The organism is Microbacterium sp. cx-59 (assembly GCF_020805625.1).
GTDB lineage: Bacteria > Actinomycetota > Actinomycetes > Actinomycetales > Microbacteriaceae > Microbacterium.
In genome coordinates, this window is record NZ_JAJHGO010000007.1 from 632351 (window position 1) to 644930 (window position 12580).

Sequence of the window (12580 nt, forward strand, 5' to 3'; positions counted from 1 at the left end):
CGTTTTTTGCTCCCTGCGCAGACCCACCCCCTTATCGCCGAGCGGCCCCGTTATGGGCGGCTCGTAAAGGGGTGGTTCGGGCGCAGAGGGGTGGGTCGGCGTGTGCTCAGGCGCGGCGGCGAGCGGCGGTGAGCAGCAGACCGGCGGCGATCAGCAGTCCGGCGACGAGGGGCAGGAGACCTGCGTCCGTGCCTCCGGTCTCGGCGAGCGTCGCGCCGTTGCCTGCCGACACGGCCGTTGCGGCGACGACCGCGATACCGCGTGCGGTCGGGGCCAGTGCGTCACCGTCGCCCGTGGTGGGGACGGTCGGCGTCACCGGCGTCACCGGCGTGACCGGCGTGACCGGGGTGACCGGCGTAACCGGCGTAACCGGCGTAACCGGCGTGACCGGGATGACCGGCGTCACCGGGGTGACCGGGGTGGTCGGGACGGTGGGCCCGGTGGTCGTCGTGTCACCGATGACCGCCACGGCGTTGCCGCCGATCGTCACGGGCAGCGTCACCGGAACGGCGACCTGCGTGCCGCCCAGGATGCTGTCGCCACCCGCGGTGACCGGTCCGTCGGTCGTGCCCGTGGCGGGGACCGCCGTCGTCGAGTCGGTCGACTCGCTGTCGCCGACGACGGAGATGGCGTTCCCGCCTACGGTGACGGGTGCGGTCACGGGGACGATGGCCTGCGTGCCGCCGAGAATGCTCTCGGTGCCGTCCGTGGTGGCGTCGTCACCGGATGCTGCGGCTCCGCCGCTCGTACCCGCATTCGAGTCGGTCGACTGGCTGTCGCCGATGACCGAGATGGCGTTGCCGCCCACGGTCACGGGTGCCGTCACGGGCGCAACGACCTGGGTACCGCCAGCGACGCCGTCGGTACCGTCGGTCGACGACGTGCCCGTCGTGGCACCGGTTCCGCCGGCCGTACCCGCACCGGACCCCGTCGACTGGCTGTCGCCGAGGACGGAGATGGCGTTCCCGCCCACCGTCACGGGAGCCGTCACGGGGATGATCGCCTGCGTGCCGCCGAGAACGCTCTTGGTGCCGTCCGTGGTGGCGTCGGCACCGGATGCTGCGGCTCCGCCGCTCGTACCCGCATCCGATCCCGTCGACTCGCTGTCGCCGAGCACGGAGATGGCGTTGCCGCCGACCGTGATCGGTGCCTGGACGGGCGCGACGACCTGCGTGCCGGAGACGATGCCGTCCTCCCCCGACGTCTCGGCCGACGCGGCGGGCGCCGGTGCAGCCGGCGCAGCCGCGGCAGGCGCCGGTGCGGCCGTTTCGGCATCCGTCGACTCGCTGTCGCCGAGTATCGAGATGCCGTTTCCGGCGACGGTCACCGGCACGACGACCTCGATGAGGGCCTGGGTGCCCGAGCCGATCGCGTGGGCGCCGTCCGTCGTCGTGACGGGGGCGGGCGCCGGCGCCGGTGCGGTGGTGGCCGCATCCGACGACGCACTGTCGCCCAGCACCGAGATCGCGTTACCGCCGATGGTGACGGGCACGTCGACGCCGATGAGGGCCTGAGTACCGGAGAGGATGCCGTCCTGCCCGTCGGTCTCGGCCGCGGTGGCGACCGTTGCTCCGCAGACGGCGAGGCCGCCTCCGATGAGTGCTCCGAGGAGCGCTCGCTTCACGAATGTACGCATGATTGTTCTCCTGATTGATCGTTGGGGTGCGCGCGAGAGCGCGCGATGACCATGTGCCGTGCGCGAGGCGCGGCCGGTCGGCGATCAGTCGGGAGAGGTGTCGGTCTCAGCGACCGGGCACGCGGGGAGGCGATCGCTCGCGACATGCGAGCGGAAGGACGAGTCGGGGACGACGAGGTGATGCGCCGAGGGGTGCAGCGCCGCCGCTGCCTGGCCGCCCGACGAGTAGGCGCCGCTGTTCGCGGGCGGAGCTGTGCTGCCCGGAGACGGTGGTTCGGGTGCACCAGCGGGCGGAGCGGTGTCCGCCGCGCTGCGCTCGCCGACGACCGTACCCGGGAGGGCGAGGGAGCTGAGCCCCGTGGTCTTCCCGAACGGGGCGAAGGTGCCGGAGAAGATGGCGGCGGTGTCGAGACCAGCCGTGGCTTCGGCGTCGACCCCGGCCGCGGAGGAATCACCCGCGGCGCTCGGGAGGCCGATGGTCGTGGGGAGCCCCGGAAGGCCCGGCAGGCCGGGCGACGTCGACCCGCTCACCGGTCCGGTGAGGATGGCCGTGACGACGCCGTCGATTGCCTCTGCGATGCCCGGCACGGTCGCCACTGCGCCGGGAAGATCGACCGCGGCGACGATGCCGTCGACGAGTTCGCCAACGACGGGGACGGGCGCGGTGACCGTGACGGCGGTATCGACGACCGGCTGCACGACCTCGGTGACAGCCTCGCTGACGACGGGCTGCACGACCTCGGTGACGATGGGTTCGACGACCGCGGCCACCGGCGGCACGACCTCGGGCACGGCCTGCACGGTGTGATCCGCCGCATCCGTGACGTGAGTGACCGTCTGGGAGACCGCGTCCACGACGGGCGCGAGCGGGGGAACAGCGACGGCCACGGTCTCGGTGACCGATCCGACGAGCCCCGAGGCGCCGTTCGTGACGCCGGAGACCAGGCCCACCAGACCACCGGGGTCGTCCTGCGGTGCGTCGGCGTGCGCGTCGGTCGGCGAGAACAGAGCGACCGCGGCCCAGAGCACGCCGGCGCCCGTCGCGAGCAGCGTTAGCCGCAGCGCATGTCTCGGTCGCGTCGTTGCGATCTCGCTCACGTGTCACCCCCTGTGCATCCGTGTCGAGGCTCAGCCGGTTCACAGGAACATACTCCTGCGGACGCCGATGCGCGAGGGGGTGCGGCAAAAATTTTGCACGCGGGACGCCGGATGCGGGCGTCTCCAAGCGCGATCGGATGGCGAAGATCGGCGGGTCAGCAGGCGAGGACGGGGCGAGAGTTGCCCACAGCCACCTGTGCACAACTCCGGTCCTGCCGCAACTTTAAAGGTGGACTTTAATCACAGCGAAACTCACCGGATGTGGAAACAGAAACACCAGGTCCAGAGCAGAAAATTGGCTGCGCGGAGTCGAGCGAGCGAAGTTCTCCACAGGAGTTGTGCACAGCTCTCGCGGCGTTTCACGCAATCTGTCCACATGGTTATCCACAGGCCGGTTTGCGCCCGGGAACCGGCGAGCTTAGCGTGGGGTGCACCTCAGGGGGAACCCGATCGCACCAGGGCGCCAGTACCGCGCGCGCCCGTGTCGGATGTCCGTGATTGCATCATTTCGACCCGAACGAGAATGCGATTCAGTGCCCGAACCGCATCCGCGGTCGACCACGCTTTGAGAACGACACCGCCTGCGCGCGGAGAAGGGGAGCGGACAACCGTGTCCATCGCCGAGATCCCGCAGGACCGCCTGGGTAAGCCCCGCGAGCACGAGCGCACCCCTCCTCACGACACCCTCGCCGAGCAGAGCACCCTCGGTGGCATGCTGCTTTCGAAGGACGCCGTTGCCGACGTCATCGAGAGCATCCGGGGCACCGATTTCTACGTGCCCAAGCACGAGCTGATCTTCGAAGCGATTCTCACGCTCTACTCGCACGGTGAGCCGACAGACGTCATCGCCGTCACCGATGAGCTCATCAAGACCGGCGATCTGCAGCGTGCCGGCGGTGCCGACTACCTGCACACGCTGACCTCGATCGTGCCGACGGCCGCCAACGCGGGCTACTACGCGACGATCGTTTCGGAGCGCGCGCTGCTGCGCCGTCTGGTCGAGGCCGGCACGCGCATCGTGCAGATGGGGTACGCCGGTCAGGGCGAAGCGACCGAGCTGGTCAACTCCGCGCAGGCCGAGATCTACGCTGTCACGGGCGCCGAGACTGCCGAAGACTACGTGCCCCTCACGATCGCTGTCGACGCGGCCGTCGAGGAGATCGAGGCGGCTCGCGGTCGCGACGGCTCGATGACGGGCATCCCCACCGGCTTCGCGCAGCTCGATGAGCTCACGAACGGTCTGCACGGCGGGCAGATGATCGTCGTCGCCGCGCGTCCGGCGATGGGTAAGTCGACGCTCGCGCTCGACTTCGCCCGTGCCGCAGCCATCAAGCACGACATGCCGACGATCTTCTTCTCGCTCGAAATGGGTCGTAGCGAGATCGCGATGCGTCTGATGAGCGCCGAGGGCGCCATCCCGCTGCAGAACATGCGCAAGGGCACGCTCGACCAGCGCGACTGGACGACGGTCGCCGCGACCCGTGGCCGCATCAACGACGCGCCCCTCTACATCGACGACAGCCCGAACATGACGCTCGTGGAGATCCGGGCGAAGTGCCGACGCCTGAAGCAGCGCGTGGGTCTGAAGATGGTGATCATCGACTACCTCCAGCTCATGACGAGCGGTAAGAAGGTCGAATCGCGCCAACAGGAGGTCAGCGAGTTCTCGCGTGCGCTCAAGCTGCTCGCGAAGGAGCTGCAGGTTCCGGTCATCGCGCTGTCGCAGTTGAATCGTGGTTCCGAGCAGCGCACCGACAAGCGCCCGCAGGTCAGCGACCTGCGTGAGTCTGGCTCGATCGAGCAGGATGCCGACATGGTCATGCTGCTGCACCGCGACTCGGTCTACGACAAAGAGGTGCGCCCGGGCGAGGCCGACCTGATCGTCGCCAAGCACCGTAACGGCCCCACAGCCACGATCGAGATCGCCTTCCAGGGCCACTTCTCCCGCTTCACCGACATGGCCGCGGGGATGTAGCGACGGTTGTAAATTCCCGCTGAACATGTCAAATTCCCATCGCACTTGTCCAGAGATGACAATTTTGACAAGTCCAAAGGCGGCAGCAGACTGACTGCGCGTTCGCCCTCCTTTCGCATCAGCGACAGATGGCTGAAAAGAGCGCTCCGACCTGCAGAACAACACGGCGGGTCAAAGGTGTGCGTGTGAAAGAACTCAAGGGCCACCTACGTTCTTGGAGCGGGTCATGTGTACCGAAAACAAACGCAGCAGGCGGCCAGCGGATTCCTTGCGGAAATGACGTCTGAGGGCCATATGAGCGAAGCTTGGATCATTCCTACCATTCCCCGCAGCAATCTCCGTGTAGGCCATTTGGGGGACATTGTTCGAGAAAATTCGCTCGGCAAGTCGGAGGAACCGGGCTCCAGTGTCGTTTGCAGCAGCCGGTGAGACCTGAAATCGAGTTGCTCCTGCGGAGCGTCCCCTTTGAATGCGTTGACAAAGCAAGAATTTGGACGACCGGTGGGTAGCCTTCAGGGGTGAACGATGCGCTTGGAGCACACCCGCCCGCTCCGTCAGTTCCGCGGACGACGCGACCACGTCTGGCAATGACGCTGTTCTGGGTGTTCGGCACGCTGGGAGCTGTGCTCGTCATGCCGGTGGCGTGGACGTGGTTCGGATGGGCGTTCAGCGAGGAGCGCACTGACGAGTGCCGGGCATTGGCAGCCGGAACGAGTATGGGTGGATACGGGGCTTTGCTCGGCCTGGTGCCACTCATCGTCGTGTACGCCATTGGGGCAGTGGTGCTTTGGTCGACAGCGGCGGCCGGAAAGCGCACCCGGTCATCGGCAGTCGGCCATGTTCTGGTTGTGATGATTGCGGGCACCGCGATTGGAATCGCTGTAGCCCAGTTCCTTCTCGCCGGACAGCTGTTTGTTGGCGGAGCCGCCGCCGCTTCGTGCCTGATTTAGCACCCCACAGCTGAGCACGTTTGTGTGAGTCTGAAGCTCGCGGTAGCCGCCGAGCGTTCAAGAATCGGTCCGCCAACGGCGTGCGAACGGCGACGGTTCGTGCCCGATGCCGGGCGGCCCTTCCCCGGCCGAAGTCTCGCTGCGAGATCTCCGCCTGACTAGAGCCGGCACGGGCGTCGCCCGCGTCGGCTCTAGTCAGGAGGTCTGGTCGCCTAACAGTCAGAGGAGGCCATGCCGGGCGCCGACCATGCTGGCAGAGGCGACTGCTAGAGATCCCAACGCAGACCGATGTTGAAAGACACCTGCTGCGTTCCAGGGCAATCGACGCCAGTGACGCAGAAGGTGTCGAGGTGCGTCGTGAGCCAGAAGTTCCCTCTGGGAATTGCCGAGCTGCCGCTGGGAGTAGTGAACGTCCTCCATACACCCGCACCGACGACGCTCGTGAGGTCTACGCGTGCGATTTGCGTCGCGGACGAGGCACTTCCGTTGCGGGCACCGAGCGTGAAGGCTTCCCAACTTCCTCCCCAGCCGCTTGTCGAGATCGAACGGCCCTGCATGCCGTTCTGCTGGTGACTGTTGTACCGAGGCGTTCCCCAGTAAACGTACGAGACTCCGGATTGGGTGCCGCCGGTATTCAGCTCGGCGGCGGCTGCAGCGCCGGCGCCTCCAGCAGCCAACCCGGTGAGGAGCGCGCCGCACAGCGCGGCGCGCACGAGTGCCATCGTTCGAGTGCGAGTCCTATCCATGATCAGTTCGCCTCTCCCGTGTAGAGCATGCAGTTGTCCGCGTACTCGAGTTCTGCGCTGGAGACGCCCAGCTGCGCTGCCTCGTCAGTCAGGACCTGCTGATACTCCTGGTACTCAGATTGCGAAGTCGCCGGCAGCGCCTCCTCAAACGAGGCCTCGACCTCCGCATACACACCGTCGTCGGCCGGGGCTCGCAGTTGCCCTGCAGGGATCGAGCCAAGCTCTTCCTTCAGCCACGCGCATCGCGAGTACTGCAGCGCCACCTGGTCGAACATGGTGGCCTCGTAGTAGGTGTCCGCCGCCGCATCGTCGGTGGAGAAGATCCATGGCGGCGTGTCTGGAAGCGTCACCCCGACGGGTAGAACTAGCTCGCTGCTCCTGACCGTCTCCGCCCACTTTTCGGACACATCTGCCTGAGAGACGAGATTCGGCGGCACATCAGGGGCGGCCTCGGCGGACGCGACGGACGAGACCCCGACAACGGCAGCTAGGCCGATAATCGCGCCGACGCCCGTCGCGGCGGACGTCGAAAGTGCACGCTTTATTCGTCCTCGGCTTCGGTTCCCGTCGTCGGCAGAAGAATGTGAATCGGACCGTGAAATGCGACGCCGTGCGCCGGAAGTCCGGCTTTCTCTACTCAAGAAGTCCCCCTGTTCGTTGGTCACCATTCGCCGTTGTCACATTGTTTGTCGGCTTCTCAGTGGCGTCTGGATCCACAGCGTCCCACATTCATTCGAACAAGTGAAGGATGCATTGACGATTGTTCTTGTCGCGTCGCGCTGCAGATACCTGCCTTCGTGTCGTATCGTGCTCGTATGACTTTCTCGCAACGACGACCCGCTGGACGGCTACTGGTGCCGTGCATTCTTGCAAGCGGGGCGCTGCTCCTATCCGGTTGCGCCGCACAATCTGCTTCTCCCGCCGTGACAAGCAAACCGAGCGCTGCCCCTGTCGAGGAAGCTCCTGTCAGCCAGGAAAGGCCGGCTGACGGACTGCCGGACGTTGACTGGGAGTGCGGAGAACTCGGTGCGCTTGACGGGATTGTTTTTCGCACTGAATGGCAACACCAGACGGGCGTTATCGACGCGACGGCGTACGAGGCTCGGTTGGACGCTGTACGGGACGCGTGGCTCTATTTCATTCTCGGAGACACAGACGTTTCGTCATCCATGCGTCGAGTCGTCGAAGCGGCGAAGGACGGGGTCGGGGCCGCCCATCCTGCCTTCGGGGCCGCGGTCGCGGAAGCAAAAGGCGCTTGTGATGAAGCGGGATCATTGTCTGCTGTGGCGGCTTTGCCCGGCATGGGGGGATGACCAGGCGTCCGAGCGCCGTGCGGTGCTCCGAACCCGACGAGATCCGAAACTCCGAGTCGTCAGCCGTGAAGTCTCGGACTCTTGGGTGTGACTGACCACGACGGCATGATTGAGCGGGGTTGGCGGCTCCCCGTCGAGCGGACATTTAGCCCGCTCTATTCCGATACTCCAAGAAAGGTCAACGTGAATAGGTGTAGCCACTCGATGCCACCGGACTATCAACTGCCAGAAAATCAATAGACGCACCCCGCGAAAAGCGAGAGCGTGCACCCGGGATGCTCCCATAGCGCCCATCGGTAGATCGCGCCACAGCGGTGACGCGGGATAATGAGGCATGTCGTCCTTTCTTGAACGCCGCTCCAATCCCACGGCCTGGGCCGCGTTCTGGTTCGCACTGATCGGCCTCGTGCTCATGCCGATCCCCTTGTTCATCGGGCTGATCCTCGGCGGTGGCCTCTCTGTCGTGGCCGCTGTTCTCGCCGTGATCGCCCTCCTCAAAGGGCTCGCGCGTAGCGGCAAGGGCATCGCGCCCGTCGTGTTCGCGGCCATCTTCATCGCGCTCACCTGGGGTGGGATCTCCGTCGGCGGCGGCACCATCTGGTAGGTGGCCGGCTGCACAGAGCTCGTGCCGTGCCGCATTCGGCGCTTATGATAGACCTCCGCATCAACGGCCGAATCTGATGGCGCAACCCCGAAGAGCGATGCCCGGGGCCGTCCTTATGAGATAGCGCGGGCCAGAGCCGACGCAGCTCGTGCGTTCGCCGCGTCGGTCTGCGGGTCTGCTGTCACGCACGGCGCACGGTCGCGTGCCCGCATCCGAGCGCCAGTTCACGCTTGTCATAGAGTGGCAAGCAACTGTTGCCTGTTGGAAACACGCTGGAAAAGCCGACATCACATCGCGCCGATATCTTCGGCCTTGAACACGGAGGCATTGCTATGGCTGAGGTTGCAACTCGTTCTGCGGAACGGACACTCGCGCTCCTTGCTGTCGTGTGCGACCGGGGCCGGGTCACGCTCTCGGAAGCCGCCCGTCGCACGGATCTTTCCCCCAGCACTTCGCTGAGATTGTTGCGCACGTTGGAGATGTCGGGGTTCGTCCGCAGAGACGAGTCCGGCGAATACGTGCCCGGCGGACGAATCTTCCAGCTCGGTCTGCGCGCGCTCAGCCAGGATTCTCTCGTCGATCTCGCCTGGCCGGCTATGGGTCGTCTCGTGGACCAGACGGGGGAGTCGGTCTACCTGAGCGTTCGGGGCCAGCCGGGCAGCGCGACCTACATCGCGACACTCGAAGGCACGCGCGCCGTTCGTCACCGCACATGGACGGGAGCGACGATCCCGATGGAGGGGACGGCGGCCGGACTCGTGTTGAGTGGTGCACCTCTTCCGCGAGGGTTCGCCGTCGCGGAGGGTGGCGTGGAGACGGATGCGACGGCGGTGGCCGTTCCGATCCGATCCGAAGGCCGGATCCTCGGAGCCATCAGCATCGTTGCGCCGAGCTTCCGCTGCACGCCTGGCGCGATCGCCGACTGGGGTGCGTTGCTGCAGGCGGAGACAGCGGACCTGTTCTCCGTCGCGACGCCCGAGCTGGATGCTGTCGGATCGGGGCCGGAGTCGGTGACGTGACGCAGGCCGGTGAGCCCACCGGTGCATCGATCGCCGACATCGGTGCCGAAACAGCAACGCGGCGCGAGAGCGCGTTCGTTCGGGGGCTGAAGATCCTCACGTCGGTCACCGACAGCGGCGAGGCGCGTGCCGTCGACATCGCGGACGATCTCGGCCTTCCGCTCAGCACGGTTTACCGCTACCTGCGGACCCTCCGGGAGTTCGCACTCGTCGAAGAACACGACGGCTCGTACGTCGCGGGATGGCGCCTCGCGGAGCTTTCCGGACACGACCGAGCGCGTGCCCGCCTCGTCGAAGTCGGGTTCACGATTCTCGACCAACTCACCCGGGCAACCGGTGAGACGTCGGTGATGACGGCGCGGATCGGCACCAACGCCATGTGCCTGCGTCAGGTGGAGTCGCCCAAACCGGAGCGGATCGCCTTCCGTACCAATCAGCTTCTTCCTCTCCACGCGGGAACGGGTCAGCGGGTCCTGCTGGCGCACGCCCCGGCCAGCGTGATCACTCATGTCGTATCCGGCAGAATCCGCCAGGTCACCGATCGAACGCTGCGTGCTGACGCCCTGGTGCGTGAACTGCAACAGATTCGCGAGCGTGGATGGGCTGTGTCGCGGGGCGAACTCACGGAGGGTGCTGTCGCTGTGGCCGTGCCGGTCTTCGCCCTGGGCGGCGAAGTCGTCTGTTCTCTCGCTGTCGCCGGGGTCGAGTCGCGCTGTGACGACGCGTGGATTGCGAAGACGCGCGCGCGGCTGCTGCGGGCTGCCGCCAGCCTCTCTGCGCTCCTCGATTCGCCGGTCGCCGCCTCGCGGCTCATCGCCAGCTGACCCCGACGGCGAAGCGAAGAGCATCCGGATGGTGTCGAGGGAATCAGAGGTCCAAGACGAGCCGGTCTCCCTTGGCTCGGGAGATGCAGATCATCATGACCTCGTTCGCCGCTCGCTCCTCTTCCGACAGCACCCTGTCTCGATGGTCGGCTTCGCCGGAGATGATCGGCGTCTCGCAGGTTCCGCACTCTCCGCGTTGGCAGGAGCTGAGCGTCCGGATCCCCGCGCCCCCGAGCGCGGTGAGGATGGAGCACCCGCGCGGAACGACAACCTCGGTGCCGTCAGCCAGTTCGACCGTGAACTCCCGGTCGTCGGATTCCACCCGGACGTCGACGGATGCGGCCTCCTCCATCCGACCGATCGAGAAGTCCTCCGAGACCAGAGTGTGGCCACTCACCGCGCACAGCGCACGCAGCTCTGTCAGCATCCGGTCGGGACCGCACGCGTAGATCGTCGTCTCCGCGGAGGTGTGCGCGATGACCTCGCCCAGGTCTACGCGCCCTCGCGTGTCCGCCGGCCACAGGGCGATGTCTCCGCCGGCGCGGACGAGTTCGTCCGCGAACACCATGCTCGCGAGCGAACGCCCGGCATAGACCAGCTTCCAGTCGATGGCGGCTTCTCGTGCCTCCTCGATCATCGGCAGGATGGGTGTGATCCCGATCCCGCCCGCGATGAACAGGGCGGGGCCCGTCGGCGCGTACGTGAACGTGTTGCGCGGCCCACGGGCCATGAGAGTGACGCCGACGTCAGCGTGATCGTGCATCCACGCCGATCCGCCGCGACCGTCCGTTTCCCGCAGCACGGCGATCTGGATGGTGCCCTCTTCCGCCCGGCACACCGAGTAGTGGCGGACTTCACCCCCGACTCCGAGCGGGAGGAAGACCTCGATGTGCGAGCCTGCCGCGGTCGTCGTGCCCGAGTTCGTCGGCACGTCGAGATCGAGCAACACGACGCCGTCGGAGATCTGCCTGCGGCGGACGACTCGTGCGTCCACGAAACCTCGGGGCAACTCCGGCGGGGAATGCCGTTGCGCGTCGTTCGTCATCGCGGGTTCCTCCTGGAGAACGGGGTCGTAGCTGAAGTGAACGACGGAGCAAGAAGGGGCCGCAACGCCCGTTCTTGCAGCGTGGGAATGCCCATGTTGCCGCCCGGGATCGCGCGGATACCGTACGAACGCTCCGCGTCGCGGGGCCCCGATCGAGAGGAATCTTCATGTCCATCGTGAGCAGCCACGCCCCGCGTATGCACGAAGACCCCTACGAGCGGGAGATCCTCGTGGATCCGTATCCCTTCTTCGACCGGCTGCGCGGTGCGGGTCCCGCCGCATGGCTGGAGCAGTACGGCGTCCATGCATTCGGCCGCGACGCGGAGGTACGGGCGATCCTCGAGGACTACCGCACGTTCATCTCCGGGGCGGGGGTGGGGATCGTCAACATCCATCATGCGCCACCGCTGCGACAGCCCGGCATCCTCGAAGTCGACCCCCCGAACCACACCAGCATGCGCGCGGCGATGACCTCGGTCATCAACCCGAAGAACATGCGCTCGCTCCGCGCCGGCTTCCAGGAGTTCGCCGATGAGCTCGTGACTCGGGTCATCGATCTCGGTTCATTCGACGCGGTGTCCGACTTCGCGGAGGTCTACCCGCTGCGCGTCTTCGCCGATGCGGTGGGGATTCCTCGCGAGGGTCGCGCGGAAAACCTCATTCCTCAGGGCGCGGCCAACTTCGCCACGTTCGGTCCCCTGAACGAAATCGCCCTCGAGCACCGCAATGACGCGGAGGGCACCTACGAGTGGGTGCTGCAGAACTGCGCCCGCGAACGCCTCGATCCGACCGGAATGGGCGCCGGCATCTGGGCGGAGGCCGACGCCGGCAACATCCCGCCGGAAGAGGCGACGCTTCTGGTGCGAGCCATGCTCTCCGCCGGACTCGACACCACCGTGATCGCCCTCGGGAACACGCTGCGCGCGCTCGCCGCGCACCCCGATCAATACGCGCGAGTCCACGAGAATCCCCGTCTGATGAAGTTCGCCATCGACGAGGCGTTCCGCTACGACTCTCCCTTCCAATCGTTCTACCGCACCACGAGTGTCGACACCGAGCTCGGGGGTATCGCTCTGCCCGCGGAGTCGAAGGTGCTGCTGTTCATCGGTTCGGCCAATCGCGACGAAGCGAAGTGGGGTCCGACCGCCGCCGATTTCGACATCGACCGCGACTCCTCCGGTCACCTGACGTTCGGCATGGGCATCCACCAGTGCGTCGGACAGCCCATCTCCCGGCTGGAGATGGATGTGCTGCTGACGACCTTCGCCAAACGCGTCAAGCGGATCGAGTTCACCGGCGACGTGAAGCCGTTCGTCCACACCACGCTCAAGGGCTACGCGAGCCTTCCCGTCTCGATTGACGCGGCATAA

General features: G+C 66.4%; 11 protein-coding genes. 6 read left to right on the forward strand and 5 right to left on the reverse strand.

Features of this window, described 5'->3' with window-relative positions; genetic code table 11:
- Window positions 1-106 precede the first annotated feature (106 nt).
- Window positions 107-1636, reverse strand: coding sequence for a chaplin family protein (locus LMI96_RS10485; protein WP_228361425.1), 1530 nt, complete (start codon window positions 1634-1636; stop codon window positions 107-109).
- Window positions 1637-1720: 84 nt separating this feature from the next.
- Window positions 1721-2734 carry a hypothetical protein gene (locus LMI96_RS10490; protein WP_228361426.1) on the reverse strand — a complete coding sequence of 338 codons (1014 nt, stop codon included), beginning with the start codon at window positions 2732-2734 and terminating at the stop codon, window positions 1721-1723.
- Window positions 2735-3344: 610 nt separating this feature from the next.
- Between LMI96_RS10490 and dnaB the strand changes: the two genes are divergently transcribed.
- Together dnaB and LMI96_RS10500 are read left to right on the forward strand one after the other, a co-directional pair.
- Window positions 3345-4709, forward strand: a complete 1365-nt coding sequence (gene dnaB / locus LMI96_RS10495) for a replicative DNA helicase (RefSeq protein ID WP_223721978.1) — start codon at window positions 3345-3347, stop codon at window positions 4707-4709.
- Between the two features lie 587 nt (window positions 4710-5296).
- On the forward strand, window positions 5297-5659 hold the full coding sequence (locus tag LMI96_RS10500) for a hypothetical protein (protein ID WP_223721971.1): 363 nt from the start codon (window positions 5297-5299) through the stop codon (window positions 5657-5659).
- A 266-nt stretch (window positions 5660-5925) separates the two neighbouring features.
- Here the strand turns inward: LMI96_RS10500 and LMI96_RS10505 are convergent, their stop codons facing one another.
- Window positions 5926-6381: a hypothetical protein gene (locus LMI96_RS10505; RefSeq protein WP_228361427.1), complete on the reverse strand. Its 456-nt coding sequence runs from the start codon at window positions 6379-6381 to the stop codon at window positions 5926-5928.
- Window positions 6382-6407: 26 nt separating this feature from the next.
- Entirely contained in the window at window positions 6408-7073 is a 666-nt protein-coding gene (locus LMI96_RS10510) for a hypothetical protein (protein ID WP_223721969.1), read from the reverse strand.
- Window positions 7074-8052: 979 nt separating this feature from the next.
- Between LMI96_RS10510 and LMI96_RS10515 the strand changes: the two genes are divergently transcribed.
- From LMI96_RS10515 to LMI96_RS10525, 3 genes are all read left to right on the forward strand, one after another.
- Entirely contained in the window at window positions 8053-8322 is a 270-nt protein-coding gene (locus LMI96_RS10515; protein WP_228361428.1) for a hypothetical protein, read from the forward strand.
- A gap of 332 nt (window positions 8323-8654) precedes the next feature.
- Window positions 8655-9341 (forward strand): IclR family transcriptional regulator, encoded by a 687-nt coding sequence (locus tag LMI96_RS10520; RefSeq protein ID WP_223721967.1) that lies wholly within the window; start codon window positions 8655-8657, stop codon window positions 9339-9341.
- Window positions 9338-10165, forward strand: a complete 828-nt coding sequence (locus LMI96_RS10525; RefSeq protein WP_223721966.1) for an IclR family transcriptional regulator — start codon at window positions 9338-9340, stop codon at window positions 10163-10165. Before LMI96_RS10520 ends, LMI96_RS10525 begins: the two co-directional genes overlap by 4 nt.
- Window positions 10166-10208: 43 nt before the next feature.
- Here the strand turns inward: LMI96_RS10525 and LMI96_RS10530 are convergent, their stop codons facing one another.
- On the reverse strand, window positions 10209-11210 hold the full coding sequence (locus LMI96_RS10530; RefSeq protein ID WP_223721965.1) for a PDR/VanB family oxidoreductase: 1002 nt from the start codon (window positions 11208-11210) through the stop codon (window positions 10209-10211).
- A 167-nt stretch (window positions 11211-11377) separates the two neighbouring features.
- Here LMI96_RS10530 and LMI96_RS10535 point away from each other — a divergent pair, with 167 nt between their 5' ends.
- The gene (locus LMI96_RS10535; protein ID WP_223721964.1) at window positions 11378-12580 is read left to right on the forward strand and encodes a cytochrome P450; all 1203 of its coding nucleotides are present in this window, start codon (window positions 11378-11380) and stop codon (window positions 12578-12580) included.